Origin of the sequence: Chitinophaga ginsengisegetis (assembly GCF_900168065.1) — a bacterium.
Lineage (GTDB): Bacteria > Bacteroidota > Bacteroidia > Chitinophagales > Chitinophagaceae > Chitinophaga > Chitinophaga ginsengisegetis.
Map to the genome: position 1 here is coordinate 408,221 of NZ_FUZZ01000002.1, position 26,461 is coordinate 434,681.

24 protein-coding genes, 3 tRNA genes and 1 pseudogene are annotated in these 26,461 nt (G+C 44.6%); 13 read left to right on the plus strand and 15 right to left on the minus strand.

The window, feature by feature from the left end:
* Positions 1 to 10: 10 nt before the first annotated feature.
* Entirely contained in the window at positions 11 to 988 is a 978-nt protein-coding gene (locus B5Z18_RS15310) for a FecR family protein (RefSeq protein ID WP_079470358.1), read from the minus strand.
* Between the two features lie 10 nt (positions 989 to 998).
* A complete protein-coding gene (locus B5Z18_RS15315) occupies positions 999 to 1,574 on the minus strand; it encodes an RNA polymerase sigma-70 factor (protein ID WP_143313610.1) in 576 nt (191 codons plus the stop codon).
* A 415-nt stretch (positions 1,575 to 1,989) separates the two neighbouring features.
* Between B5Z18_RS15315 and B5Z18_RS15320 the strand changes: the two genes are divergently transcribed.
* Complete coding sequence (locus B5Z18_RS15320) at positions 1,990 to 2,490, plus strand: OmpH/Skp family outer membrane protein (protein WP_079470359.1); 501 nt, start codon at positions 1,990 to 1,992, stop codon at positions 2,488 to 2,490.
* A gap of 138 nt (positions 2,491 to 2,628) precedes the next feature.
* On the opposite strand, the gene B5Z18_RS15325 is transcribed toward B5Z18_RS15320, so the two are convergent.
* Together B5Z18_RS15325 and B5Z18_RS15330 are read right to left on the minus strand one after the other, a co-directional pair.
* Complete coding sequence (locus tag B5Z18_RS15325) at positions 2,629 to 2,922, minus strand: GNAT family N-acetyltransferase (protein ID WP_159454320.1); 294 nt, start codon at positions 2,920 to 2,922, stop codon at positions 2,629 to 2,631.
* Between the two features lie 183 nt (positions 2,923 to 3,105).
* Positions 3,106 to 3,978 (minus strand): SMP-30/gluconolactonase/LRE family protein, encoded by an 873-nt coding sequence (locus B5Z18_RS15330; RefSeq protein WP_079470361.1) that lies wholly within the window; start codon positions 3,976 to 3,978, stop codon positions 3,106 to 3,108.
* Positions 3,979 to 4,097: 119 nt separating this feature from the next.
* Between B5Z18_RS15330 and B5Z18_RS15335 the strand changes: the two genes are divergently transcribed.
* Together B5Z18_RS15335 and B5Z18_RS15340 are read left to right on the plus strand one after the other, a co-directional pair.
* The gene (locus B5Z18_RS15335; RefSeq protein ID WP_079470362.1) at positions 4,098 to 5,078 is read left to right on the plus strand and encodes a DUF2157 domain-containing protein; all 981 of its coding nucleotides are present in this window, start codon (positions 4,098 to 4,100) and stop codon (positions 5,076 to 5,078) included.
* The gene (locus B5Z18_RS15340) at positions 5,065 to 6,234 is read left to right on the plus strand and encodes a hypothetical protein (protein ID WP_143313611.1); all 1,170 of its coding nucleotides are present in this window, start codon (positions 5,065 to 5,067) and stop codon (positions 6,232 to 6,234) included. Before B5Z18_RS15335 ends, B5Z18_RS15340 begins: the two co-directional genes overlap by 14 nt.
* A 70-nt stretch (positions 6,235 to 6,304) precedes the next feature.
* Here the strand turns inward: B5Z18_RS15340 and B5Z18_RS15345 are convergent.
* The 5 genes from B5Z18_RS15345 to B5Z18_RS15365 all read right to left on the minus strand — a co-directional run bounded on the left by B5Z18_RS15345 (position 6,305) and on the right by B5Z18_RS15365 (position 9,427).
* Positions 6,305 to 6,377 (minus strand) — tRNA-Gly (locus B5Z18_RS15345).
* A gap of 27 nt (positions 6,378 to 6,404) precedes the next feature.
* Positions 6,405 to 6,480 (minus strand) — tRNA-Gly (locus tag B5Z18_RS15350).
* A 228-nt stretch (positions 6,481 to 6,708) separates the two neighbouring features.
* Positions 6,709 to 7,935: a PepSY-associated TM helix domain-containing protein gene (locus B5Z18_RS15355; RefSeq protein WP_079470364.1), complete on the minus strand. Its 1,227-nt coding sequence runs from the start codon at positions 7,933 to 7,935 to the stop codon at positions 6,709 to 6,711.
* A 165-nt stretch (positions 7,936 to 8,100) separates the two neighbouring features.
* Positions 8,101 to 8,301 carry a hypothetical protein gene (locus B5Z18_RS15360; RefSeq protein ID WP_079470365.1) on the minus strand — a complete coding sequence of 67 codons (201 nt, stop codon included), beginning with the start codon at positions 8,299 to 8,301 and terminating at the stop codon, positions 8,101 to 8,103.
* Positions 8,302 to 8,407: 106 nt separating this feature from the next.
* A complete protein-coding gene (locus B5Z18_RS15365) occupies positions 8,408 to 9,427 on the minus strand; it encodes a glycosyltransferase family 2 protein (protein ID WP_079470366.1) in 1,020 nt (339 codons plus the stop codon).
* A gap of 118 nt (positions 9,428 to 9,545) precedes the next feature.
* Between B5Z18_RS15365 and B5Z18_RS15370 the strand changes: the two genes are divergently transcribed.
* Positions 9,546 to 10,694, plus strand: a complete 1,149-nt coding sequence (locus B5Z18_RS15370) for a sensor histidine kinase (RefSeq protein WP_079470367.1) — start codon at positions 9,546 to 9,548, stop codon at positions 10,692 to 10,694.
* Positions 10,695 to 10,775: 81 nt separating this feature from the next.
* Positions 10,776 to 10,859: transfer RNA gene (locus B5Z18_RS15375), tRNA-Leu, on the plus strand.
* A gap of 67 nt (positions 10,860 to 10,926) precedes the next feature.
* Here B5Z18_RS15375 and B5Z18_RS32305 read toward each other — a convergent pair.
* The 5 genes from B5Z18_RS32305 to B5Z18_RS15395 form a co-directional block, all read right to left on the minus strand.
* Positions 10,927 to 11,130: a hypothetical protein gene (locus B5Z18_RS32305; RefSeq protein WP_143313612.1), complete on the minus strand. Its 204-nt coding sequence runs from the start codon at positions 11,128 to 11,130 to the stop codon at positions 10,927 to 10,929.
* Positions 11,131 to 11,658: 528 nt separating this feature from the next.
* On the minus strand, positions 11,659 to 12,429 hold the full coding sequence (locus tag B5Z18_RS15380) for a DUF4397 domain-containing protein (protein WP_079470368.1): 771 nt from the start codon (positions 12,427 to 12,429) through the stop codon (positions 11,659 to 11,661).
* A 24-nt stretch (positions 12,430 to 12,453) separates the two neighbouring features.
* Entirely contained in the window at positions 12,454 to 15,672 is a 3,219-nt protein-coding gene (locus tag B5Z18_RS15385) for a TonB-dependent receptor (RefSeq protein WP_159454321.1), read from the minus strand.
* A 147-nt stretch (positions 15,673 to 15,819) separates the two neighbouring features.
* A complete protein-coding gene (locus tag B5Z18_RS15390; protein WP_079470370.1) occupies positions 15,820 to 16,776 on the minus strand; it encodes a FecR family protein in 957 nt (318 codons plus the stop codon).
* Between the two features lie 52 nt (positions 16,777 to 16,828).
* Positions 16,829 to 17,446 (minus strand): RNA polymerase sigma factor, encoded by a 618-nt coding sequence (locus B5Z18_RS15395; RefSeq protein WP_079470371.1) that lies wholly within the window; start codon positions 17,444 to 17,446, stop codon positions 16,829 to 16,831.
* Between the two features lie 211 nt (positions 17,447 to 17,657).
* Here B5Z18_RS15395 and B5Z18_RS15400 point away from each other — a divergent pair, with 211 nt between their 5' ends.
* The 6 genes from B5Z18_RS15400 to B5Z18_RS15425 all read left to right on the plus strand — a co-directional run bounded on the left by B5Z18_RS15400 (position 17,658) and on the right by B5Z18_RS15425 (position 22,127).
* Positions 17,658 to 18,254, plus strand: a complete 597-nt coding sequence (locus tag B5Z18_RS15400; RefSeq protein WP_079470372.1) for a Crp/Fnr family transcriptional regulator — start codon at positions 17,658 to 17,660, stop codon at positions 18,252 to 18,254.
* A gap of 56 nt (positions 18,255 to 18,310) precedes the next feature.
* Positions 18,311 to 19,015: a CPBP family intramembrane glutamic endopeptidase gene (locus tag B5Z18_RS15405; protein WP_079470373.1), complete on the plus strand. Its 705-nt coding sequence runs from the start codon at positions 18,311 to 18,313 to the stop codon at positions 19,013 to 19,015.
* 236 nt (positions 19,016 to 19,251) lie between these two features.
* Positions 19,252 to 19,560, plus strand: a complete 309-nt coding sequence (locus tag B5Z18_RS15410) for a nuclear transport factor 2 family protein (protein ID WP_079470374.1) — start codon at positions 19,252 to 19,254, stop codon at positions 19,558 to 19,560.
* 159 nt (positions 19,561 to 19,719) lie between these two features.
* Entirely contained in the window at positions 19,720 to 20,211 is a 492-nt protein-coding gene (locus B5Z18_RS15415; RefSeq protein WP_079470375.1) for a hypothetical protein, read from the plus strand.
* A gap of 709 nt (positions 20,212 to 20,920) precedes the next feature.
* On the plus strand, positions 20,921 to 21,499 hold the full coding sequence (locus B5Z18_RS15420) for a Crp/Fnr family transcriptional regulator (protein ID WP_079470376.1): 579 nt from the start codon (positions 20,921 to 20,923) through the stop codon (positions 21,497 to 21,499).
* Between the two features lie 94 nt (positions 21,500 to 21,593).
* Entirely contained in the window at positions 21,594 to 22,127 is a 534-nt protein-coding gene (locus B5Z18_RS15425; protein ID WP_235015937.1) for a hypothetical protein, read from the plus strand.
* A gap of 83 nt (positions 22,128 to 22,210) precedes the next feature.
* On the opposite strand, the gene B5Z18_RS15430 is transcribed toward B5Z18_RS15425, so the two are convergent.
* A complete protein-coding gene (locus tag B5Z18_RS15430; protein WP_079470378.1) occupies positions 22,211 to 24,130 on the minus strand; it encodes an alpha/beta hydrolase-fold protein in 1,920 nt (639 codons plus the stop codon).
* A 225-nt stretch (positions 24,131 to 24,355) separates the two neighbouring features.
* Here B5Z18_RS15430 and B5Z18_RS32805 point away from each other — a divergent pair.
* Positions 24,356 to 24,697, plus strand: a pseudogene (locus B5Z18_RS32805) (DUF5013 domain-containing protein).
* Between the two features lie 466 nt (positions 24,698 to 25,163).
* On the plus strand, positions 25,164 to 26,456 hold the full coding sequence (locus tag B5Z18_RS15445) for a DUF2130 domain-containing protein (RefSeq protein WP_079470381.1): 1,293 nt from the start codon (positions 25,164 to 25,166) through the stop codon (positions 26,454 to 26,456).
* Positions 26,457 to 26,461: the final 5 nt, after the last annotated feature.

The following is a 26,461-nucleotide window of genomic DNA, read 5'->3' on the forward strand; positions in this document are numbered from 1 at the left end:
ACGAAGGCTATTATTTCAGTATAATTTGTGATCCCTGTTTCTCCACGGCGATCTCATAAGTAAGCCCGATTACTTTTAAAGTACTATCCAGCGAACTGTTGGTAAAGGTAGAATTAATCTGCAGATCGCGTTTAGCATTGTTGGCAATAACGATGTTTACGCCATATGCTTCATTCAGGATCTCCACCAGTTTCCATAAAGGCGTGTTATTACATACAAACGTTTGGGTGCGGTAGTAGCTGTACAATTCATCTGTATTACTTTGTTTGCTGGGGGCAGTCTGTTGTTCGGTTACCACTGCTTTTTCGTGTTGTTTCAGTTGTACGCTGTTATTGTTTTTTGTTACTTCCACAGCGCCGGTTTCCACAATTACTTCTGTTTTACCGTGTACGCTTTTAACATTGAAAGAAGTACCCAATACAGTTACGGTTACATCGTTCACTTTTATCACGAATGGTTTTCCCGGGTCCTGTGCCACATTAAAAAATGCTTCTCCTTCCAGTTTTACAGAGCGTTGTTTTCTGTTGCCTGCATAGGTGATAGTGGATTGTTTATTTAGCGTTACCTGGGAGCCATCCGGCAAAACGTCCTGTTTGATTTGTTCCCCTGAGCTTACGATCAGCGGGGTGTTGCGGTTTTGCGAGATAAACCAGGCGCCGGCAGCGCCCATCATGACGATGAGTATGGCGGCAATGCGGAGAATAGGTCGCCAGGCAATACCGGTATCCAGTTTTACGATGCGGGTTGTATTTTCGTTGGTGCCTACCCGTTGCTGGAAGCGCGACCATGCGTCATTTTCATTCACGGTGCTTACCGCAGCCAGTTTGCGGCTTTCCTCCCATATCAGGCGGAAGTGTTCAAAGTAGCGTTGATGCTCCTCCTTTTCTGCCAGCCATGCGGTTACAGCTGCTTTTTCGGATGGTGTGGTGATATCCAGCAGATGCTTTACCAGCAGGTCGTCGTTTATATGTGTAGATGTTTTTTTCACGGATGCACTTTTACAGGTGGAGCAAAATTAATAACAAGGGCAGAAAATCTACCAGGTTGAGTCGTAATAAGCGCAACGCTTTGCCCATCTGATTTTCCACAGTTTTTATAGAGATATCCAGGCGATCTGCTATTTCCTGGTATTTCAGTTCTTCGAAGCGGCTCAGCTGAAAAACGGTGCGGCACTTTTCAGGTAGTGCCATCAAAGCTGCTTCCAGCTTCTCTTCCAGCTCCCGCAGCATTACTTTTCCGGATGCGTTGCCGGTATCATGGTCATTGCTCATCTGGTATTTGGTATGTGCCTGGTGGGTAGCTTTCACTTTCTGGTGCCGCAGATAATTAATGCACTCGTGATACACCGCCCGGTATAGGTATCCCGAAACAGATTGCTTTATTTTTATATCACCTGATTTTTCCCATAGTTTACAAAAGACATTCTGTACCATCTCTTCCGCCATCACTTCGTCTTTTAATAAGGTACATGCATATGCATGCAAGCCTTTAAAATGAGTTTTAAAAACCTGTTCAAATGTTAATGAGTTTTCTATTACCGGTGCTGCAGTATTACCCGGATTCATAAATTCCATGCCTAGGGTTTGATATCTAACGTCAAATATAATTCCTTCTGCCAATTGAACTGATTTATTATACGACACCTTTCTAAGTACTTACCCCTACGCGGAGATTGTTTTTTTTCAGGATTAAACACGGAGGTTGTCTTTTTCAGGATTAAACTTATTTAGCTGATTACCCTGATTTTATTCTTATCACATTTATTCTCATGTTTTCACTTAATACAAAGTGATTATTAACATCTAATTACATATAAATAATTAAATAATAAAACAATAAAAAATACAGTTCATGAAAATGAAATCAGGGTAATCAGCTAAATAAGTTTAATCCTGAAAAAGACAAAATCCCCGTCACTTTAACATTACTTTATATTCGTGTTAAAGAATATTTCACAACTGGACGATTATTATTGTGAAAATTATCCCGATGAAATATATCTGTACACTTTGCCTGTTACTGTTAGGAAGTACTGTTCTTTTTGCCCAATCCAAAACGGGCTACATCAATTTTCAACAAATGATCGGCATGATGCCGGAAAGTAAACTGGCAGGAGATTCATTAAATATTTTACAGGAGAAGTTAAACGCCGACGGGCAGCAGCTGGTAGCCGAGTACACGAAGAAGGTAACTGAATTTGACAGTACCCAGGGTAAGTTGAGTGAGACTTTGAAAGAAGTGAAAGTATCTGAAATCAAAGCGCTGCAAGCCAATATCCAGAAATATAAAGAGATGTCTGAGCAGGCCATGAATGCCAGGGAACAGCAATTACTGACTCCTATTCTTGATAAAGCAAAAAAGATATTAAAGGCGGTAGCTAACGAAAAGGGCTATACGCTGGTGATTGATAACTCCAGAGACGCGGTGTTGGTATCCGCAGAAGCCGATGACCTGATGTCAGCAGTAAAGGTGAAGATGGGAATCAGGTAAGAGGGCATTTGAATATTTAGTTATTTAGTTATCTGACTGGTCTCAATGTTCGATGAATCTTCCGCCATTCTTATTTTCTGATAATGTGGATGGCCGGCAAATAATTAAATAACTAAATGTCAAATGTAAAATAAAGAGCTATATGTGTAAACCATGCGCCAGCAGCGTTTTCCACTGAGGATTACTGCGTACAAATTCTGCCACTTTTTTGCTGGAAGGCACCATACGGATATTCTGTGCAGAAATTTCCTCCATTACTTTTCCCAGCATCATTGGTAATACACCCTGTTTTTCCAATACCGGCGGCACTTCTGCGCCAGTCAGGAAAATACGGCTTCCGTTTCTTTCGTAAATAACTTTAGCCATTTGTCCGGCGATATGCGCCTCAAACTGCCTGGCCTCTTTGTTGTCAATAATTTTAAAATCCTTCATGATCATAATTATTTTTTACATGATGTTTCTAGCGGTAGCATACTAAAGGGAAGTATCTTATGCAAAGGGAAGTTGAAATAAGATAGTACGAATGGTATTAAAATACCCTGAAAAAGCTGATTCCGTCTGCAAATATACTAATAATATAGCAGAAAACCGTGAAACAATAATATGTAAAAATAATTAATACTTAAAGTAGTTGGCAGGTAAGCCTTTAATTGGAAGCCTTACGTGAAACACACTGCCACTAAGGGGATATTCAGCTACCTGTTCAGCTGTCATGTGCTCCCGGGCGGTTGTAATCAGCAGTTCATCCATATCCGGCCCGCCAAAAGCACATGAAGATACATGCGGCGCCGGCACGGCTACTTTTCCCCGCAATTCACCCGTTTCAGGGTTCCAGCAATATACGCCATAACCGCCCCAGTGGGCAACCCACAACATCCCCCGGCTGTCTATCGCCATGCCATCCGGCCAGCCCAGTTCCGGCGGAATACGTACGGCTACCCTTGTAAAGGCAATAGCACCACTGGATTCATCATAACTGAACTCCTGCACCGTACGGGTATGCGTATCATTGTAATACATTTTATCCCCTCTCCACACCAACCCGTTTGAGATGGTTACGCCAGCCAGTTTCAATACAGGCGCCGCGGATCCGCTGATACAATACAGGTTGCCCGTTCCTTCATCCGCCGGCATCTGCATGGTACCGATCCACAGCCGCCCCGCAGGATCACATTTACCATCGTTGCAACGCACGTTGCTGGGTTCTTCCAGCACAGCGATACGTTTGCCCAGTCCATGCTCCGGCGAAAAAAAGGCAATACCGTCTTTCAACCCCACCAACAGTTCATTCCTGCCCGCCACCGGCACCAGCGTGGTTACATAGTTACCGGTGTCAAACTGTTGCTGATGCCCATTCAGATCACGTATATAAATCGTAAAGCCCAGGATATCCACCCAGCACCAGCTGTTTCTTTCAGGCCACCAGCAAGCGCCTTCGCCTAATTCACAAGTTAATGATGATAATATGGAAGCCTGGTATGTTTTCATGTTCGTGCGGTGGATTTACTGCGAATCATTTCCGTATACCACAATATATAGTTTTGTGCGCTGATATTGTATATTGCAGCGGGTAACGATTGTTAATTCCAACTACTTTAACTCCATCTATGAACATCAAAGTATTTGAAAAACTCCGCGCAGCAGCACTGATAAATGATGCGGAGCTTACAGCAGTAAAAACTGCGGAAGATCAGCAGCTATTCTCCCTCCACTGGGAAATAAAAACACTACTCTACCTCGGCGTACTACTGCTGAGTGGTGGTTTAGGTATCCTGATCTATAAAAATATCGACACTATTGGTCACCAGGTAATCCTTTTGATCATTGGTGTGATCTGCGCCGGTTGCTTTAGTTATTGTATCCGGAAAAAAGCGCCGTTTTCATGGGCAAAAGTGAACTCGCCCAATGCCTTTTTCGATTATGCGTTACTGTTAGGTTGTCTCACGTTCGTTACGTTTGTGGGTTATCTCCAGTTTCAGTACACGGCATTTGGCACTGCGTACGGACTGGCCACTTTTATCCCGCTGGCTGTACTCACCGTGAGCGCGTATTACTTCGATCACCTGGGTGTACTGTCGATGGCTATCACCAACCTCGCTGCCTGGATGGGTATTGCAGTAACGCCTTTCCAGTTATTATCCGCCAATGATTTCGGCAGCGTACAACTTATTTATACCGGCGTGATACTGGGAGGACTCCTGTTGCTGCTGGCATTTATATCTGCCAGAAAAAATCTGAAAAAACACTTTGCCTTTACCTACCAGAACTTTGGTGCGCATATCATTTTCATTGCCTGTGTAGCCGGCATGTGTGTATATGATGCAGGTTGGTTAGCCTGGTTCGCATTTATGGCGGTTATTGGTTTCTTTATTTTCAAAGAAGCATTCAGGGAACGGTCTTTCTACTTTGTACTGATCACTGTTTTATATGGATATATCGCTTTGAGTATTGCCGTAGTGCGTTTACTTATTACAACAAACGATATCGGCGGCGTATATCTCGGATTGCTATACTTCATCGGTTCTGCCATTGGCGTAATTGTATTATTGATCAGCCTCAACAAAAAAATCAAACATGCTAGCGTATAATTCCCAAACACTCGATAATCTTGAAATACAGGAGGAAGCAGAAAAAGCACTGCGGAAAAACTGTATCACCGTACCCACCTACAAAGCAATTGAAGCGGCACACCCGGTAAATTTCTATACACCCAATCCCGTGATTAAAATCGGGTTGTTTATTCTTACGGTTGTTATTATCTCGTTTTCGCTTGGCTTATTGTCGCTCATGGCGATGGATATGCTGCGTAATGAAGATGGATTTGCGGGTCTTTGTATTTTCGCCGGACTGGTATGTTATGGTATCCTGGAAATATTTATCCGCGAGAAGAAGTTATTCCGCGCAGGGGTTGATGATGCCCTGTTATGGGGCGCTATACTGCTCATTTGCAGCAGCATGGTAATTGTAGGTCATATCTCTGCTTCTACTGTCTGTTTGGTGGTTTGTATAGTTACCGTGCTGGCAACTTTGCGCTTTGCAGATATGATGATAGCGGGTGTAGCTTACCTGGCTTTCCTGGGTTTTATATTCACAGTAGCTATCAAACTGGGGCCTGTTGCCAAAACCATTGTGCCGTTTCTTATCATGTTTATCTCTATTACCGTGTACATTGCGGCAAAAAAAATATCAGCCTATCATAGCAGCAGGCATTATAAACATTGCCTGACGATTGTATCGGTACTGTCGTTACTCACGCTTTACCTGGCGGGTAATTATTTCGTAGTGAGAGAGGTGAGTAATGAGATGTTTGATCTGCAGCTGCAGGATGGACAAAGTATTCCGGGTGCGATATTCTTCTGGATCTATACAGCCGTTATTCCGGTGGTATATCTCTACCTGGGTATCCGGAAAAAAGATACCGTGCTGCTGCGTACGGGTATGATATTACTGGCGGCCATTGTATTTACCATCCGTTACTATCACAGCGTGCTTCCGTTGGAAACGGCGATGGTAATTGGCGGCCTGGTACTCACCGTAGGCGCCTGGGCACTGATCCGTTACCTGAAAGAACCGAAGCATGGCTTCACTTATGCAGAGCCGGAAGATCCTTCCCTGGCAGACAAATTAAGGCTGGAGTCGCTGATCATTGCGCAAACATATGTACCGGGTGCACAGCCTGCCGGTAATGATGTGCAGTTTGGCGGCGGTACCGGTGGCGGTGGCGGAGCAAGCGGAGGATATTAACCAAAGGCGCGGAGGGCTTTCGCTTCCGCGCATAAAAAAAGCCTGACTGAAATGATCAGTCAGGCTTTAGAGCGAAAGACCGGGCTCGAACCGGCCACCCCGACCTTGGCAAGGTCGTGCTCTACCAAATGAGCTACTTTCGCAGATGTATTAAGAACTTTATAAAAAACTGGAGCGAAAGACCGGGCTCGAACCGGCCACCCCGACCTTGGCAAGGTCGTGCTCTACCAAATGAGCTACTTTCGCAGGTATTAAAAACTTTCTTATTTTAAGAACTCTTCCTTTCGAACCGCATTCTTTCGTTTGCTTTGCCCCGTGGCGTTTTCGTTGGGATTGCAAAGATAGGAAACGGACTGAAAACACAAAATTTTTTTTGAAACTTTTTCGAATATTTTTTACGCTGCTGTATACGGCAACTTGCTGGAACACAGCAGGGAAAAGCATTTCAGCAGAAAAATAAGTAACACTTTTTATTTACATTGTGCTCGGTACAGCAGATGCACGGATCACTACCGGTTTCTTTTTCGACTTCTTTCTTTTACCCCACCACACATAAAAACCCGTTACCGGTAACGATGCGCAGATCAGGCTGATGATGAAGGCCAGGATCTTTCCGGGCAGTCCGGCGATAGCGCCCACATGGATATCATAGTTCATGTCTATTAACCGCTCTCCCGCATTTTTATGCGAGTCGTTCCTTCTTCCGAGCAACTCGCCGCTGTACTGGTCAAACGTAAGGAAATCGGAACCATAATAGGTTTCCTCTCCTTTATTTCCGCTGATAGTATTCACCCCGGTTTCACCAAACGCCGGGGCAATGAATATGCGCTTTGCATCTTTCAGTATGGGCAGCGCCTTGCTGTAAGCGATATCCAGCGGATCCTGGCTCAGCTTTGCAGCTGTTTTGGCAGATTCATATTGTTTTACATCAGGAGGAGTAATGCTGCGGGAAGCCACTACATATACCGTGGTCTGAAACCATGTAAATGCCCACACCATACCGGTAAAGGCAATTACCAATGCAATGATCATAGCATAAAAGCCCAGTACATTGTGCAGGTCGTAGTTCACTCTTTTGAAGCCTGCTTTCCATTTTATTTTAAAGCTCTTATCGCGGTTGGCTTTGTTCCACTTCTTTGGCCACCACATGATCAACCCGGTGATCATCAGGACCACAAAAATGAGCGTGCTCCAGCCTACAATGGTTTGCCCGTACTTATCATTCAGCAAAAGACTCCAGTGGATGCCTTTTACAATGGAAAAGAAATTGTACTTATAGTCGATCCTTCCGGTCACCTTTCCGGTGTAAGGGTTCACCAGCACAGATTCATAATATTCCAATGTGCCAAAATAGGTTAGTGCAGTATCGTTGCCTTTATAAGCCATAAACTCCCAGGCCATGTCCGGCCTGGCGTAAGTAGTGATGCTCATCGCCGGTTTATCGGGTCCCAGGGCGGCCTGCGCGATCTTTTTCAGCTCGCTTACCGGGCGTAAGGGCGTATTTTCCGGGGTAACATATAATATTTTACGATAATAATAATCGTTCACTTCTTTCTGAAAAACAAACAAACAGCCGGTAATGCTGATAATAAGCACAATAATGCCAGCCCCCAGCCCCAGCCAGAGATGCAGCTTATCCACAACTATCCTGAACAGCGATTTATGCTGTTTCTTCTTTAACTTATCCGTCCGTTTAAACATATACTAACACCCACCGGTAGATCTCATGCCGGAGATACAAAAGTCGATTCAAATGGCCAGAAAAGCTGATCGGATCGGGAATTTTATTTACGCAAAACGGAAAGGCATAAAAAAACCTCCACCGGAAAACCGGTGGAGGCTGGATAATTATGTTTAAGCCGTGGCTTACTTATATTTTGGATTGTACAGCGAGCTTTCCTGCACCTTTACTTCCGGCTTGCCCTTGTATCTATGTGCGTAAAGCCCGTAGCTAACTCCCAGGATGAAGGCTACCATACAAAACAATTGTACGTAAAAAAGCCAGCGGGAACGGGAAACCTTGTCTAAGGTGATGTCGTATTTATTTTCTACTGTATTCTGTTCCATAATCAGTTTATTTCCGGTGCAAACCTACATAATATTTTGAAATTTTCGAATTTTCATAGCTGGTAATTTTGTGAGATAAGAAACTTTCCCAGGAGATTACCGCTGCTTAAATCAATTCAGAAAAATGTTTGTGTCCGAGAAAATAGTAGCGCCAGATCATAATACCGTGAAACACACCACTCATTTTCATCAGCTTCATTTCCGGCAGATCATCTTTCTTCACATAAGTCCTCCGCCAGCGATAATAATCCTTATAGGCACGGTAAATAGCCGCCATATCCTTTGGTTTTCCTGCTACCAGGCTTTTTACGCCCGCGAGTATATCCAGGAAAAAGCGTTGTACCAGCACAATCCAGCGGTCTTCGCTATGCAGGTTTTTCCACAGCATCATCAGGTTATTCCTGAAGTTCAGGTACAGCTTACGGGGATTCCCCTGCGGTAAGCTCCCCCCGCCTACGTGAAACACCCTGGAATCAGGACAGTAACAAATGCGGTAACCCGCTCTTTGCAGCCGCCAGCAGAGGTCCACTTCTTCCATATGCGCAAAAAAATCGCGGTCGAAGCCCCCCACCTGGTGATAACAGGCCGAACGGATAAACAATGCCGCCCCGGTTGCCCAGAAAATGTCCTTTACATCGTCATATTGCCCGTTGTCTTTCTCCGTGGTATACAGGATCCGTCCCCGGCAAAAAGTATAGCCCAGGATATCCATCCAGCCGCCGGCTGCCCCGGCATATTCAAATTCGTCAGGGTCTTTGTAAGCCCTCATTTTAGGCTGACAGGCAGCTATCTTTGTATCCTGCTGCATGAGCGCCACTACCGGCTCTATCCAGCCCGGTTCCACCTCTACGTCCTGGTTAAGCAGCACGTAAATGTCGGCCTGCACATGTTGCAGGGCATCATTGTACCCACCGGCAAACCCATCATTCCGGGGATTCCGGATAATCCGGATCTGCGGGTAATGCTCCGCCACAAAAGCCACACTGTCGTCCGTAGAGGCGTTATCGGCCAGCACCAGCTGCAGGTTGCCGTAGGTAGAACGGCAAACAGACGGCAGGAACTTTTCCAGAAAAGATCTCCCATTCCAATTTAAAATAACAACTGCTACTGATGGCAATACGGACAACGGCAATTACGTTTATGCGTGAACAATTATTTTTGAGATGCAAATATGCAACAAAGGATTCTAATATTTGCGAATCATTACAGATTCAGGTAAGTCGAATAAGGCTTAAATTAGAAGTATGTTTAAACAGTATATCGGTTGGAAGTTTGTACTGGCCTCCATAGCAGTGCTCATCATAGGCACTACTATCTGGTTTGTAAGTAATTTATCCCGGAACATTCAGGAGGAAGAAAGAAAAAAAGTTGCTACCTGGGTGGAAGCCAACCGCGAACTCCTGCGGGCAAGTTCCGAAGCCAACCTTAACCTGGCAGTAGACATCGTTACCAACAATACCACCATCCCACTGATATTAACCGACGAAACCGGCAAGATCCTCGATAGCCGCAACCTCGACTCCATGCGCATTATGCAGGACCCCCACTTCCTGAACAACGAACTGCAGGCATTTAAAAAGCAACATCCGCCGTTTATCATGGAAGTGGATTCCAAACAGAAACTATATAACTACATCTACTACGGCGATTCGCTGATTCTCCGGCAGATCCGCTACTACCCGTACATTCAGCTGATAGTGGTGACCCTTTTCATTGCCATTGTACTCTTTGCCCTGTCCAGCACCAACCGCGCCACCCAAAACCAGGTGTGGGTAGGACTGGCCAAAGAAACGGCCCATCAGCTGGGCACGCCCCTCTCCTCTATGGAAGCCTGGCTGGAAATCCTCCGCGACAACGAAGCCAATGCCACCATCGTAACAGAACTCTCCAAAGATGTAGACCGCCTGAAACTGATCACCGACCGCTTCTCTAAAATAGGAAGCGTTCCAAAACTGGAAGAGAAAGACATCGTGGCACAAATAGAAAACATGACCAATTACATCCGCAAACGGGCGCCCCAGAAGGTGATACTCACCGTTCACAGCGCGGAAGAAGAGCTGCCTGCTATGTTTTCTCCCCCGCTTTTCGACTGGGTTGTGGAAAACTTATTAAAAAATGCCCTTGATGCGATGGAAGGAAAAGGAAAGATCGATATTACCATAGAAAACCACCCTACTTTTATCACCATCGATGTAGCCGACACCGGTAAAGGCATCCCTAAACTGAGCTTCGAAAAAGTGTTCAAACCCGGATTCAGCACCAAAAAGCGGGGATGGGGCCTGGGCCTGTCGCTGGCCAAACGGATCATTGAAGAATACCACCGCGGCCGGCTGTATGTGAAGTCGTCCGAAATAAATAAAGGCACCACTTTCCGGATCCTATTACGGAAATAACGACCCTTTTCAGTAAAATATGAATAAAAAAATTTGCTTATTTTAAAAAAGCCATTATTTTTGCACCCCATTCTACCAGATGCGAAGGTGGCGAAATTGGTAGACGCGCTACTTTGAGGTGGTAGTGCCTGAAAGGGCTTGGGAGTTCGAATCTCCTCCTTCGCACACACAAGAGACAAACAGGGTTATCCTTGTTTGTCTCTTTTTATTTTGGCGCAAAGCCTTGTCCAGCTTATATATCAGCGCCGACCCGGAAACCGCAGGAAGAGTGGCAATGATAATACACATATTTTTTACCGGAGCAACCGCGGGAGGCGCTGCTGGTCAGCAGCTTTCCGCATCGCGGGCATAGCAGCGTGCCGCGAAGCTGAAAGATCTCTTTGTTTCCCAGCTGGGTGGAATAAGAGGTCTTTCTGCCTTCCAGATAGTCTTGCACGTTGTAAAAAGCGCCTCTGAAATAATCGGCTCATGCAAACCAGGGTCATGCCGGCTTTCCTCTTCCTTGTGATCATTCAAATAAATTGACGTAATAGGTGAATTACAACAAGAGTTTCATGGTAGTAATCGCTGGATGGGGATTTCAAAGAGGATGTCTTCCAGAAAATCATGCCGGATGGGCCAAAGAAATTTATGAATACTCTTTCAGATTATCGTGATCTCACATTATTAAATATAGATATCCCGAAACCGCGTATTATTCCGAAGGCTGATATATCATTCATTCTACAAAATCAGTGCAAAAATACCAGCCAGTCAAAGGTGGCATACGAATTTTCATCCCGAAATCATTGAGTACCCGGGGAAACCAGAAAAGAAAAGCCCTGCATATAAAATAAGCAGGGCAGAGATTTGCCTGGAAATGAAAATTGAACAGCTTAATACATTATTGCATTTGTTGCTACCTGCAAAGTACAATAACATATAATACCCAATAGATCAAACCAGATCTCATATTCAATTTCCTTCAATAGATTGCATAATCCGGTAAAAAAAACCACAATCCACCTCCCAGGTCCAGTGCATTTAAAGTAATGATTTCGCGCTTTCCCGCTTCTATATAAATGCTGAAATATTCAGAGCCAATGCCGTCTGTAATAAATTCTCCTGTAGCTTTATTCTTTAGTTTGATAACATATATGATAGATGAGCCATCATCTTTTGTGGCCCTAACTGTTACTAAATTGGGATGAAGCTTTCTTTTTTCCAGATCAGTCCATATAATACCTGTTTCTTCAAATAAGGAAGATTCACTATTCCATTTAAGAAGGTATGCATCTGTTTTGATAGCACCTGCGATTGCATCATCTGGTACACCATTAAAAAGAAAGAAAGAGGTGGAATCATCTGCCACATTCGCATCACTTACTTTCGAAAAGGTGTTTATCCCTAATGTCGGGCTATATGCAATTTTCAATGCCACTTTTTCTGCAGCACCAACAGTAATCGTAGTATCGAGTACTAAAGAATCAGTCCCGGCTTTTTTGAATGAAATGGTGGTGGCTTCCCCAGCCGTTAACCTTTTGGGAATATCATTACCAATAATCCTTCCGGCAGCTAAAGTATCTATCTTTTCCCCTCCTACATAAATATCTAAAGTAGTTGCTCCGGGCAATGCCAGCAGTTCCGCCGAGAAAGAGCCATAGTAATTTTTAACGCCATATCCTTCCTCATCCTTTGTGCAGGAAAAAATGAATATGGAAAGCGCCAATGCAAATAGTATAAATATCTTTTTCATTTTATTTAATGGTTTACGCGTTATCTAAAAATTATAACTGAAGCTGAGTGAATAAGTACGCCCCGGCGCACCTTCATAATCCAGCATATCCGTTCCTTTCTGGTACAGCAGCTCTTTGGTAGTAGGTGTATGCCCGTCCTGCGGTGTATAAGAACCATTATAACGGTTTACATAGATCAGGTACTTACTGTTCAGCAGATTACCCACATTCAGCTTTATTGATGCCTTATCTTTTAACAGCCTTACTGCCAGTTGGGCATCCAGCGATTGCATGGGCTGCTCGTACAGAGAGCCCACTTCATCAGTGCCTACCCGGTAAAAGCGATTACTGATCTTATTATAGCTCAGGCTCAGCGAAAATGATTTTTGGTCATAGTACAGGCCAGCATTGTACATAAAATTGCTGGCGCCGGATTGCGGCCTTTTTTCTTCCGCGCCGATGTTTTCCGTTACATATAATTTGTTGGGGTTATTGGCATCCTGCCCCGTATAGCCGACCGTCATAGGCCTTACGGTTGCAAACAACCGGGTAAAATTACCATACAGAGTAATGTTTTTCAGCACCGGTACACCCGTAAATGCCAGCGATTTGCGGGCTTCCGCTTCTATGCCTTTATTAATGGCATCTTTGTCGTTGCGCAACTCAAACAGCTTGTTTTGCATGGCAAATATTTCCATGGGATACAACAGTTTTTTGTAGAACAGCGAAAACGAAAGAACTTCGCCTGCAGCGGGGTACCATTCATAACGAAAATCAAGATGATGGATCTTGGTAGAGGTGATAGGCGACTGGCTCCAATAGCTGCCACCCAGTTCAAAATCATATTCCCTGAAAAAGGCTATCTCCCGCAAGTCCGGTCGGATGATGCTTTTTGAATATGCCAGCCTCAGGTTCATTTTAGAGGTAAGGCTATAGGTAAGGTTAGCGGAAGGAAAGAAATTCCAGTCAGGCTCGCGGTTATACAGATCACTATAATCGGTAAGATCGCCGTTATTTTTTTTCTGGTTGGTTACAAAGCTTTCCAGGATGGCATTTGCGCCATTCAGATTGAAGTATTCTGCTCTTACACCGTATACCAACCGCAATTTGTTGGCTATTTTATTGTCCATCATCAGGTAACCTGCATGAAGGGTAGGTTTTTTATGAAAATCATCACCAAATTTTGAAGCGTAGATCTCTCCTCCGCCTGCCGGATTAAAGGCCTCACTCAACGGCTCAGGATTACCATCCGTAAACCCTTTGGAGCCTGTAATCAGCACCCAGAATAACCGGTCTTTGTTCCATCCGGTATAACCGGCTTTCAACATATTGGTAACCGGAAGGCGGCCTAACGAAAAACGGAAGGGAACAGAAAGGTCAGCATTCCAGCCCCAGTCCTTTTCATAGGCACGGCTCCACCAGCGTAAAGCGCCTGCGCTTACACCTCCGCTAAGTGCGTTGGTAACGCTGAAGTCGGCCGTGGCCACATCGGGCCCGTCTGTTTTGCTTCCCACATAGCCAAAATTCGCCTGTTTATTATCAGGTTTCAGCCTGTCCAGCACCGTATAATTTGCGGCAAGGTTCAGCTTTACGCCATTGCGGCCGATCTGGTGTTCTGTTTTTAACTGGTTCTGCCATAGCCTGGTGGCAGTAAGCATATCATAATACCCCACGTTCTGCCCATGATCCTGCTGGTTGCCCGTGCCCAACACAAACTGCTGGTCAAGTGTACGCAGGTAAATGCTTTGCAAACTTAGCTTGTGATGCCTGTTGTGATAGCCGATACCTGCCGTTGCGCCCAGGTTGCTCACAAATCCATAACGCTTACCGGAAAATCCAGCCTCCTCATTACCGGAGGGCAGATAGCCGTCCCGGCTCATGCGGATATCCTGCGTTTGCCAGGTACTGCGATAACTGGCGGACGCCATAAAACCCAAAGATTGTTCTTTAGGCAAATGCACTACTTTCCCTGCTGCAATTTGTCCATTATAGGCCGGCCCGGGCTTGTAATTTTTTAATCCCCAGTTGTTAGAAAACAGGGAGGGATCCTTCAGTATCCTGTCATCCTGGGAGCCTGCATCAAAATGGCCGCTGCTCACAATGGCGGCATAGCTTTTCCAGTCGGTGGTCCCCAATAATTTCCTGTCGTCAGGTATGCTGCCGGTATATTCACCTTTCCCGATAACCGGCGACCGGAAGGTTTTACCCGTCGTTTTATCATTGACTGCAGTGCCGACCGTTATTGAAAAAAAATCATCCGTAGGAATATCTTTGGTATTGATCTGCACCAGTCCGCCTCCGAACTCCGCACTCAGGTCGGGGGTAAGTGTTTTGGTCACCACCACATTGTCCACCAGGTTGGAAGGGATAATATCATAGCTGAAGTTCTTTCGGTTTAGCTCAGTGCTGGGCATTATCTGCCCGTTCATCATTGCCTGGTTGTAGCGTTCGCCCAATCCGCGGACTACCACATATTTATTATCCAGGCTCGTCAGCCCACTGATGCGTTTCAGCGTTTCCGCAATATTCTTATCCGGTGTGCGGTCTATCTGCTCTGCGCTGATCCCATCGGTAATACCTGCATTGTTTTTCTGACGTACATACAGCGATGCCACGCTTTCCTTTTTGGCTGAGGATCTTACCACGATGGCGGCCAGCGTGTTTTTCTTCTTCTTTAGCGTTACATTCAATTCAAAAACCTGGCTATCCTGTACCGCAATATCAGTCACCAGTTTTTTCCCATAGCCTACAGAAGATATCTCTGCTTCGTATTTTCCTTTGGATAGTATAATACTGAAAGCACCATCGATACCACTGGTGGTGCCCTTGCTGCCGATGCGGACGGTTACACCCGGAAGCGGCTCACCGGTTTCTTCATCGATGATTTTACCCGTAATACGTCCGGGGGATTTTTCTGGAAACCCAGTTGGGATAGTATCCCTTTTATGCTCCGGCTTAGGGCCGGACTTCACCGAAATATTGCTCTCCCTGATTGCAAACTGCAATCCGTATTGCTTTTGAAGTAGTGTCAGTACTTCACCTAACTTTATCCCTTCTGCCTTGAAAGCCGGGATCTTTACGGCAGCTAATTGCTCCTGTGCATACGTGAATTGGTAAGCGCTTTGCTGATCCAGTAATTCAATAATTTTTAAAGCACTCGTCTGGTTTTGAAGGACACTCACCTTTTCTGTAAGGGCCGACAACTGTGCAGAAGCAGGTGATAACGACCCTAAAAAGAAAATAGCCAAGAGCAGGGAAAACAAGCGCTTTCGATTCTCCCCATTTTGACGGTTTTGTTTTTTTTGATTAAAATTGTAGTTCATAATAAATACTTGTGTTTAAAAAACGCAGGGTTTAAAAAACAAGGAGGTGTTCGTTGCACCTCTTTTGTTTTATGGTGATGAAATGATTTATTGTATCGTAATAAGACTGTCCTTTATCGTATAATTCAAATCATGAACAAACAGAATATTGCACAACGCATTTTGCCAGCTCGTTTTTTCAAAAGAAGAAGTAACCGTTTTACCGGCCAGCTTCCCGGAAGGATATACGATATGCAACCGGTAGTGTGCGGCCAGCCTGTCAAGTGCTTCTGTAAGGGGAATGCCGTTGAAAGATAATCCGCCGGTTGTCCAGGCGGTTACATTGGTTGTAATAGCAGTGGTAACAAATGATTTTGTGGCCCGTTCATATCGTAACAAATGCCCGGGAGATAGCAAGGTTTTTTGCGTCACGCTATCGGTTGGGTAAACAGCTACTTTCCCTTCCAAAAGCGCCACCCGTATCTGGCTTTCTTTTGCACGGGCTTCCACATTGAAGGCAGTACCAAGCGCACGGACTTCAATATTGTCTGCCAGAACAATAAAAGGGCGAAGGTTGTCTTTATGCACTTTAAACCATACTTCCCCGCTCACGCTTACACGCCTGTCCTTTTCATTATACACCTTACCATACTGAATAGAAGAATTATAATTCAGGATAACCTCCGTGCTGTCCGGCAAAAGCAGTTGCTGTATGCTGTGGGCATCACTTGAAAATACAAACCCCCTGTTTTTATCCTGTGATGTGCTGTAATCCCTCCAAAGCCAGCATGCCCAGGCAACTCCAGCGATCATAGCGGCAGCAGTTATAAGCCGCTTCCAGGGTCGGATGCCGATGGCATCCGGCGTAGGATGTGTTTTGCGCAAAACAGCACTCCGTAACCTTTCCCTGACCTTTTCTTTTTCTTCGGGTGTCCATTCGGTAGCCTGCTTACGTACATCCAGCCGCCATAACCACTGCCAGAAAAGCGATTGCTCACCGGGACCCGCTTTTTGCTGCATAATGCGCCCCAAAAGCCGGTTCAAACGTTTTTTTTGTTGTGCCATACATTAAGTGATTGCACAACTATCTATGATGGGGGAGTGATCTTGTGTTAACTTAATATGAACTCTCCAGCATACCCAGGAATGCAGGTAAGAGCAGTACAGCTTTCGGGGAATGTGCGCTGGCTTTGCGCAGCCTGCTCATAGCGGTTTTAAGATGTGATTTCACCGTTTCGGGAGAGATTTCCAGCTGTTCGGCGATACGGTTAACCGGCTGTCCCTGGTAATGCTTTAGCAAAAAGACCGTCCGCATTTGCTTGGGCATCAGGGCAACAACGCCATCCACCACCTCCCGGAGCTGGGCGTACGCTGTTTCAAATTCGGTACTGTCCATATCCACGATGGCGGTATGTTCCGCGGAAAAACGGGCAAAAGCCGCATAATGCCTTTCCCGGAATCCTTTTTGACGGAAATGATAGAGTACTTTATAATACAGGCAGGATACCAGGTAAGTTCGCAGTGAAGTGGTCAATACCACCGGCGTTTCCCGGCGCCATAACTCAACAAATAACTCCTGTACTATGTCTTCCGCTTCACTGTCATCACCGGTTTTTTGTGCAGCCAGTTGGTACAACAGCTCCCAGTATTGCTCAAACAATTGCTCAAAAGCAGCCCTATCGCCCAGGCGGATGCTATCCAGCAGATCATTTTCCGAACGGTGAATAGAAGGCATAATGGCTCTTTTTCAAAATCTTCAAAATTATTTACTTATTGTTAAGTTAATGTTATGGGATAAGGAACTACCATTAGTTTAAAGATTAGGCAAATTGAACCCAAATTTTGAAATTCGCCATATTATCTATAAACTTAACAAATTGGGTAGCCCGGCTATAGTTGTCAAGCTTCAAGGATTCTATTATTAATCTATCGCTTATTTTCGAAAAATGCATATCGACCATCATCCATCTGCCGAAGACGTTGAAAAAGTATTTGCACCATATTATAAAGCCGACATGAAGATATGGAAAGGGTTTTCGAGAAAGATCCAGGTTCGGAAATTTTCCAAATCGGAGGTCATTAAAGATTACAATGCAATAGAAAAATACCTGAACATCATTGTGAAGGGGTCAGTAGGTCTGTTTGTGTGGAATGGTAACAGGGATATCTGCATCAACCTGTTATACGAATACAACTTTATGAGCGACTATCTTTCCTTTTTGAACCAGCAACCTACTGTTATTAAAACCGAAGCATTGGAGAATACTGTCCTATGGTCGATTTGTTATGCCGATTTAAATGCGCTCTACGCTGCAAACAAAACCGGACTGCGGATCGGTAAGGCCATTGCTGAAATTCTATATGTAAGAAAGCAGCGGGAGCAGATCAATCTTTTGACACAAAATCCCGAAGAACGCTATCTTCAGCTCATCACAGAACGACCCGAAATATTTCAGCGTACCCCACTTAAGGTCATCGCCTCTTACCTGGGTTTAACAGCAGAAAGTTTAAGCCGCATCAGGAAAAGAGTTACAGAACGATAAAACTTACCCAAAGTCAATTTTATTCTCCTTTCTTTCTTATAGCTTCGGACTATTTTATGAAAGGCAAGATCAATATCCCGGCAATTATTTTATTCTATATCATAGCGGTAGCTTTGAGGTTTTTGGCCGTTAAGACCACATTATTGGATCATGTAGACAACGAGTACCTGAAAATCCTCTTGCGCGGTATCGGGCCAACGATTGGCGCTGTTGCAGCTTTTACCTTGTTTCAAATTCCATCGGGCCTTTCTTTAAAAGGAATTTACAAAAATCTCCTGCTGCCTTTTGTGGTATATTGGATCTTGCCGGCCGCATTGATCGCCTCCGTTTATTATTTGCAGCGTGGCCAGTTTCCTATCGTATTAATGTTTACCGTTTTAGTATATGGATTATTGGAAGAGATCGGCTGGCGCGGTTTTTTGCAGCAGCAGCTAAAACCGCTTCCGAAGATTTATGCTATAATCATAATCACGATTCTCTGGTTTAGCTGGCATCTGAATTTTGATTTAAGTACAAGTAATTTTATTTTCTTCGGAATCATTTTCTTTGGTACCTGGGGCATTGGAAAAGTATATGATAAAACGGCTTCCCTGCTGGCTGTTGCAGGCGTTCATTCGCTGAACAATTTTTTCCGGAACGGACTACATGAAACAGAACTTATATTGATAGCGGTATTACTGGCGATCTGGATAGTGTTTATTATTGGGTATGACAAAAAAAACGAAATTACCGCTGCCGCAAACCTTAACGAGTTGAAATGAACATCATAAAATCTATTTATTTATACCTGTCCCTGTTCTTTTCCGGCACCTTTGCTGCAAATGCACCAAACATCGTGACCGACGACATTACTCATTTCTGAGAGGCGTATGACCGTATCATTTCAACAACAGACAGCTCCATGCAATACGCCTATCTAAATGATCTGTTTATTGCCAAAGGGTCGCCCGGACTGAAGGTGGTCAGGGTTGATTTAATAATTTAAACCCTAAATATTATGAAAAATATTTTTTCTATTATCTGCCTGATTACATTTGCAAGCACTCTTCTCGCTCAAGGTAAACAGGCAGACGAGGGATTGATCCGTATAACCCTTAATAACTATATTGAAGGAAGAAATAACGGGGATACGGCTCGTCTGGCGAGCGCATTTCATAAGAGCGCCGATCTCCGGTTCCGTAATGAAGAAAATGGAAACCTTGTTATTTGGAGCATCTCCGATTATGTAGGTAAATTCACGCCAGGAAAAAAAATTAACTGCACCGGCAAAATCGTTTCTATCGATATTGCAGGAAGTGCTGCCTAAGCAAAGATTGAGATATATTACCCCGACAGAACCTACGCAGACTGATAGCAAATAGATACCGTTCATTGTCATCAGCCATGAAAGATTGCAAAAAGTGGGATTGTCAATGATTCTGATCAGTATAAGAGCGTTAGGCCACGTAAATTGAATCATATTCCAATGGGCAGAACACAGCATTTTTTTGAATACCAGGCGATGCTCGCCAGCGAATACGCAGACCTCGATCCCCAGCGGCTCCTTCGCCTTGGCGCAATGGTTGCCAGGAACGCATTGGCTTCGGTTAAAGCTCCGCTTGCTTCTGCCAAATATTCGCCGTACCGGGAACTTCTGGAGTTAACCGTAGATACACTTAGTATAGCCGGGAATGATCTCCGTGCGCCGAGACCGCCCGTTATCGATCAATGCCAAAAAGAGCTAACGGCAGCACATAGTAAATTTTCCAGGAAAAGTAAAGTGGTCGATGAAGGTAAAAAGCAGCTTGCAGACTGCACAGCCCTGCTGCTCCAGGTGATCTATTACCTGAAAACGGAAGACCCTTTGTATATTATCGGGATGTTGGATGCTATTCACCAATTGGATACGCACGTGCTGGCTGGCTACCAGGATCAGTTAGCGTTGATCGCGCGGCTGAAGAAGTTCCTCAAAATCTGACCAGAATTCCGAGACTATAATTACAGGTAAAGGGCACTTGTACCCCGTAAGGGGTGCATCCCCCAGAAGATGTTTTATGCGGAAGTGCAGCATGATTTTAAAGCCATGAAGAAAGAAGAAATAAGACACAATCCGCTGCCTCAAAGTAGAATTGATGACGAAGCCATCAGGGCTACCTGCTTGCGCATTATTCATCAAGCGGCGCTTTAATAAATCTTTTTCATTAATAATTTATGTTATACGAACTGGTTATATTTAAGCCAGCATTTTTAAACTATTGAATTTCAAACAAATACCTTCGCTAAGGACTTCAAATCTCCTAAAAATTGTTCGAGAAAAATTAACTCAGAGGCACAACTAAAAGGATTAGTTATTACTGTGGCAGCTTTGGGGAGCGTCAATTGAAAAAAGGTAACCAGAAATCAATTGAACAGGTCAAAGCAGCACTACACGAATCCTAAAATTCCCGAACCACTGTTCAGATTCTTCTGACAGCGGTTTTTTCATTTCCCCCCACCCCCATCACGTCTTTCTTTTACATTCCTTTTTGCATTTTAATAGCCTTACATTACTTACAGTAGGGCATCACAGGCAAAGTGTTGTAATTTGCTGTGAAACCTGCAACTCTGACAGGCTATAAATACTGGCTCCTGATTGTTAATTTTAACCACTTTAGCACCCAGTGCGTCAAAGTTCTAAATACCAGCGTATGAGTGAGATATTAAAACAGCATCTGATGAACTTTGCGGCGCTTACGCCCAAGGATATCACAGACAGCAGCCCTTATTGGAAAACCCGTAAAATAAAAAAAGGTGATTTTTTTAATATGCAGAATGTGGTCTGCAACGACCTGGGATTGGTAGTGAAAGGAATTTTCAGGATTTATTACAATGACCCTGTGACCGACGAAGAAAAGAATATTTTCTTCTTTTCTGAAAATCAGTTTATTGTATCATTCAGGAGCTTCATCACCCGTTATCCCTGTGTATACTTCATAGAGGCGTTAGAGGACTCCGAAATTATATATATCACTTACCGTGATTTAAACAATTTGTACGATACGCATCCTAACTGGAGCAAATTCGGACGGCTGTTGGCCGAGTTATTTTTTAATTACTCTCAGGCCCGGACAGAAGAGTTCCTGTTCTATTCACATGAAGAGCGTTATGTTAAATTGTTGAAAGAACACCCTAATATCGTGAACCGTATCCCAGCCTACCATATATCCTCCTATCTGGGTATCACCACTCCTTCGTTAAGCCGTATCCGTAAGAGAATTAATCGTTGATTCCGCATTAACATCCATTTTTTGCTGAACAAAGTGAAAAAAGTTATTCCGGATTAACTTAAGTGAATGTTTCCCATTTTTTTTCTCTGAATTTTTGCAGAAAGAAAATAACAATATGGGACTATCAAATTTGGGCATTTTTCATACCATCATTGGTATCATTGCCATTGTAGCAGCATTAATATCGTTTGTAAAGTATGCTAAAATCAATCTTGCCAACACATCCGGGAAAATATATTTTTACGGAACGATCATCACTTCCTTAACAGCATTAGGGCTTTCAAAGCAAGGTGGCTTTAACGCCGGGCATCTTTTTTCGTTATTGATTTTAATCCTGGTAATAATTGCTTTTTTCCTTTATTACAAGATGGGACAGCATAACAAAGCCCGTTACTTCGAAAACTTTCTGCTGTCGCTCAGTTTTTTTCTGTCTATGGTTCCTACCGTTAACGAAACACTAACCCGGATCCCAATCGGGAACCCTTTGGCCAAAAATAGCGGCGACCCTTTGATAGGGAAAACACTGCTTATATTTTTCATACTGTTTCTTGCAGGTTCGGTTTACCAATTCATCAGGCAAAAAAGAAGTAATAAAAACTCATCAGGGGAAGTCCCCAGGGGTATATAGCATTTTCCATCTGCCGGTCCGCCTTATCGGGGTAAGGTGGACCAGCAATTTTCCCAATGTCAAAAATCTGTCCCTGCGCAAATTTATTTAAAAATCACCTGCGCAAAATTGAACAGGTTATTCCGCCATACCGGCCAGGTGTGGCCTCCCTGGTATTCGCTATAAGTATGTTTAATATTCAACTCATCCAATTTTGCCAGCATCAGCTGGCAGTTCCCGTAGGCAATATCTTCTTTCCCACCCATAGCAATCCAGAACGTCTTCAGGTTGTTGTTAATCATGGCGGCATGGGCTTTCATGAAATCGTACTGGGCTGTCGCAACGCCGGCCTGCCGCGACTGCATCCAGCCGGAACTGAATACTCCCAGGGAAGAAAACAGATCCGTGTTTTTGATACCTGTATAAAGCGTATGGATGCCGCCCATCGATAAACCCGCCAATGCCCTTTTACTGGCAGCTGTTTCCGCACGATAGTTTTTTTCTACCAGGGGAATAATAATATCCTTCAGTTCTGTTTCAAATGTCTTTAATGCAGATTCGTCGAAAGCTGTGCCACCAACATTAGCATCGGGCATTACAATCAGCATAGGCCCGGCTTTCTTTGCAGCGATGAGGTTATCCATGATCAGATCCGTTTTACCTTGCATAGCCCACCCGGTTTCGTCTTCACCGCCTCCATGCAAAATATAGAGCACGGGATATTTTTCGGTTGTATTGGCATCATAACCGGGCGGAGTATAGATATACAACTGCCGCCATGAACCGGTAACCTTTGAGAAATACTTCCTGATCCGGATATCGCCATGCGGCACATCTCTTAACGCATAATAGTTACCGCCGGCAAACGGTATTTCAATACCGCTTGCCATTCTTCCCATACCGTAAAAGGTTTCACTGGCCGGGTCCGCAACGGCCATCCCATCTATCAGCAGGGAATAGTAATGAAAACCTTCGCCTATGGAATCTGTTGTTACGGTCCATAAACCGCCGGTGTCTTTCACCATATCATACCTGCGGCCCAGGTCCACCTGTACCTTCCGCGCTTCCGGCGCTTTGGTGCGGAAAACAACGCGATGGTCGGCCAGTACCTGCGGATACTTTGCATTGCGCACATTGGTTTCGGCAGGAGCGCCCACCACCGGGTATTTTGAGAAGGTAGTAGTATCCACGGGCTTAAAGATCAGCTGGGAAAACATAAACAATCCGTTCTTCCATACCTTAAAGTCATGCACACCCGGTTCAATGTAATAGATATGCGGTACGTTGTTTTTTTGGAGATAATCATGCGTGCGTTTGCTGAAAGCAATTAATCCGTCGCTGGCGCCGCAGGAGATCCAGAGTAGTTTTATTTGCTCCCTGGCCTTAACAGGATCCGGTATCAACTGCTCCGGTACTTTGGTGTTTGGGGCCGAGGAAAAACCGCCGATCCATGCAAACCTATCCAGGTTACCCAGTCCAAAATTCAGTGACTGCCCTCCTCCCATCGATAGTCCGGCAATGGCCCGGTGCTCTCTGTCTGTATAAACAGGATACTTCTTTTGTATATAGGGAATAAGATCGCTCAACAAATCTTTTTCAAAAGTGGCAAATGCCTCCACTTTGTCGGGGGCCATGATATTTCCCGTGGCCCGGTCGTCTTTCATGGCCCTTCCGTTAGGCATAACAACAATCATCGGCTCAATTTTTCCTTCTGCGTACAGGTTGTCCAGGATTACCTGGGGCGTGCCGCCTCTCAGCCATTCCTGTTCATCGCCGCCAATGCCGTGCAACAGGTATAACACCGGGTATTTATTTTTCTTTGAAAACCCTGGCGGCAAATATATCAGTGCTTTGCGCGGATTACCCACCGTTGCTGAATTATACGTGATGGTATCAATACTGCCATGCGGTATATCTGTACGCGGGGTGTCAAAACCGGGCAGGGCGTGCTCAATAATGCCTTGTGTAAAAGCGGTTATAGCAAACAATAGAAGGATGGTAACATTAAATACTATCTTTTTCATGTGGAATAATTGTTTTATTACAAATGCAGCTTAGTTACTTCCGGGTGATTAACGTAATATCATCAGAGCCGGTGATAAAACAAAAATACAGGAAGCCGCTTTTAACTAATAGCTTATTTGTTGAAATTGATGGTATAATTGTCTTATAGACAATAAAACACATAAGCGGTGAGTGGAATGTATCTTAAAACCGGTAAAATGTCAGAGGATTTCAAGCATCGCATCATGGAATCCGGATGGGGCGGAACAGCCAATATTATCAATGGTAAAATTTATCAAACGGTGACGCTACCTGCAGGGAATTATATTTTCCTGGTGAACTGCTACACATAAGCGCTCGACCCTGTATACGTGGTAGCTGCTGCCGGCAATACGCTGCCGGATATAAGCGACCTGTCTACTGCAGCGGGATATGCCGCGTTCACCATCGCCAGGTTTGTGAATGCAACGGTGCAGTGCCAGTTTAGCATCGCTCAGCCGCAAACCGTTTCGCTAGGCTTTGTAGCCACCATGATGTCCGGCAACCAGTACTGGCGCGTGCCTTCTGTTAAGCTGATAAAAAACTGATCCTTTCCATATCCTATGCCTAAAAGCCTGTTCCTTACCGGAACAGGCTTTTTTCGTTAATGGCAACCTCTGCCATATCCCACCCCAAGCATAGGATAACCCGTAGATAAGCCGTATATGAGCCGTATATAAGCCGTAGATAAGCTGTACCTATAGAGATACGGCTTATCACCGTTTTTACTCCGTATCAACCATAAATAAACCCGGAATGGCTTATATATCGGTAATTGCGAATATATCAGGAACACATCCTTAACAATTCCCTAACCCATACTTAACTTCAGGCTAACAATCATTTCCCATCTTGCCGTTGTTACCCCGGCAGGAAATGCTATCCAATTGAAAAACCTATTACTATTGTTTGTTTCAGCCATTATGGATGCAGGAGGAAGGAAGAGCAAGCTCCTTCCTTTTTTTATTCCGGCCGCCAAACCCCTATCTTTACGTAATTTTTTACTGAGATACTATGGGAACATCAATTACCTGTCCCAGTTGCAGGCACCAGTTTGTTATCGAGGATGCTTTTGCAGCGGATATAGAAAAAGAAATGCGGGGAAAAATGGAAGATGAATGGCGCAGACGCCTGAAATCTCTCCAGGAGGAAAAAGATACACTTCTTTCTGAAAAAAATAAGATGGCACTCGAACGCCGGCAGATAGAAACACTGAAACAGCAACAGGAAGAAGAAGTGAACCGCCGTGTACTCGCAGAAAAAAAACAGCTCCAGGACACTATGGAGCAGGAACTACGCAAAACCATTACAGCCGATTTCGGCAGCCAGCTGTCGGCTTTGAAGGAAGCCAACCAGGAACAGGAAGAAAAGCTCCGCGAAGCCCGCAAACAGGAGCTGGAGTTCCTCCGCAAAGAGCAGGACCTTAAAACCAAAGAACAGGAACTGGAAATTGATCTCCAGAAAAGACTACTGGAAGCCCGGTCAGAACTGGCCGATCAGATACGAAGGGAAGAATCCGAACGTAACTCCCTCAGAGATACAGAACACCAGCTACGCCTCCGTGAACTGGAAAAGCAATTGGAAGACCAGCGCAAACTGGCAGAAGAAATGAGACGCCGGGCAGAACAAGGCTCCATGCAGCTGCAGGGTGAAGCACAGGAACTGATACTGGAGGAAATGCTGCGTCTCCATTTCCCCTTTGATGAAGTAACGCCGGTAGGCAAAGGCGTTCGTGGCGCAGATTGCATACAACTGATCCGCAACCAGTACGGACAGGAATGCGGACGCATCATCTATGAAAGCAAACGTACCAAAGAGTTTATCAAAGACTGGGTAGAGAAGCTGAAAGCAGACATGCGCAGCCAGGGTGTGGATGTAGCCATCCTGGTTACCCAAACCATGCCCAAAGACATGGAGCGGTTTGGTGAAAAAGAAGGCATCTGGATCTGCACCTTCGCAGAGGTGAAAGCACTGGCCTATGTGCTGAGAGATGGAATCATCAAAATTTCAGGTAAGCTCCGCTCACAGGAAAACAAAGGCGACAAAATGCACATGCTCTACGAATACCTTACCGGGGGAGAGTTTGCAGAGCAATGGAAAGCTATCCGCGAAGGGTTTATGTCTATGAAATTATCCATACAGCGCGAACGCGATGCGATGGAAAAACTCTGGAAAGCACGCGAAAAACAACTGGAAAAAGTATTGCTCAATGCAGCACATATCAAAGGCTCTATTGAAGGTATTGCCGGCAGCGATTCAGTAGACCTGCAACTGCTGGAAGATGCAGCCGATGAACTTCCTGAATAAATATA

Coding starts and splice junctions, on each gene's coding strand:
- B5Z18_RS15315 (WP_143313610.1), bottom strand. CDS start 1,574: ATGGAATTTATGAATCCGGGTAATACTGCAGCACCGGTAATAGAAAAC.
- B5Z18_RS15320 (WP_079470359.1), top strand. CDS start 1,990: ATGAAATATATCTGTACACTTTGCCTGTTACTGTTAGGAAGTACTGTT.
- B5Z18_RS15325 (WP_159454320.1), bottom strand. CDS start 2,922: ATGAAGGATTTTAAAATTATTGACAACAAAGAGGCCAGGCAGTTTGAG.
- B5Z18_RS15330 (WP_079470361.1), bottom strand. CDS start 3,978: ATGAAAACATACCAGGCTTCCATATTATCATCATTAACTTGTGAATTA.
- B5Z18_RS15335 (WP_079470362.1), top strand. CDS start 4,098: ATGAACATCAAAGTATTTGAAAAACTCCGCGCAGCAGCACTGATAAAT.
- B5Z18_RS15340 (WP_143313611.1), top strand. CDS start 5,065: ATGCTAGCGTATAATTCCCAAACACTCGATAATCTTGAAATACAGGAG.
- B5Z18_RS15355 (WP_079470364.1), bottom strand. CDS start 7,935: ATGTTTAAACGGACGGATAAGTTAAAGAAGAAACAGCATAAATCGCTG.
- B5Z18_RS15360 (WP_079470365.1), bottom strand. CDS start 8,301: ATGGAACAGAATACAGTAGAAAATAAATACGACATCACCTTAGACAAG.
- B5Z18_RS15370 (WP_079470367.1), top strand. CDS start 9,546: ATGTTTAAACAGTATATCGGTTGGAAGTTTGTACTGGCCTCCATAGCA.
- B5Z18_RS15380 (WP_079470368.1), bottom strand. CDS start 12,429: ATGAAAAAGATATTTATACTATTTGCATTGGCGCTTTCCATATTCATT.
- B5Z18_RS15390 (WP_079470370.1), bottom strand. CDS start 16,776: ATGGCACAACAAAAAAAACGTTTGAACCGGCTTTTGGGGCGCATTATG.
- B5Z18_RS15395 (WP_079470371.1), bottom strand. CDS start 17,446: ATGCCTTCTATTCACCGTTCGGAAAATGATCTGCTGGATAGCATCCGC.
- B5Z18_RS15400 (WP_079470372.1), top strand. CDS start 17,658: ATGCATATCGACCATCATCCATCTGCCGAAGACGTTGAAAAAGTATTT.
- B5Z18_RS15405 (WP_079470373.1), top strand. CDS start 18,311: ATGAAAGGCAAGATCAATATCCCGGCAATTATTTTATTCTATATCATA.
- B5Z18_RS15410 (WP_079470374.1), top strand. CDS start 19,252: ATGAAAAATATTTTTTCTATTATCTGCCTGATTACATTTGCAAGCACT.
- B5Z18_RS15415 (WP_079470375.1), top strand. CDS start 19,720: ATGGGCAGAACACAGCATTTTTTTGAATACCAGGCGATGCTCGCCAGC.
- B5Z18_RS15420 (WP_079470376.1), top strand. CDS start 20,921: ATGAGTGAGATATTAAAACAGCATCTGATGAACTTTGCGGCGCTTACG.
- B5Z18_RS15430 (WP_079470378.1), bottom strand. CDS start 24,130: ATGAAAAAGATAGTATTTAATGTTACCATCCTTCTATTGTTTGCTATA.
- B5Z18_RS15445 (WP_079470381.1), top strand. CDS start 25,164: ATGGGAACATCAATTACCTGTCCCAGTTGCAGGCACCAGTTTGTTATC.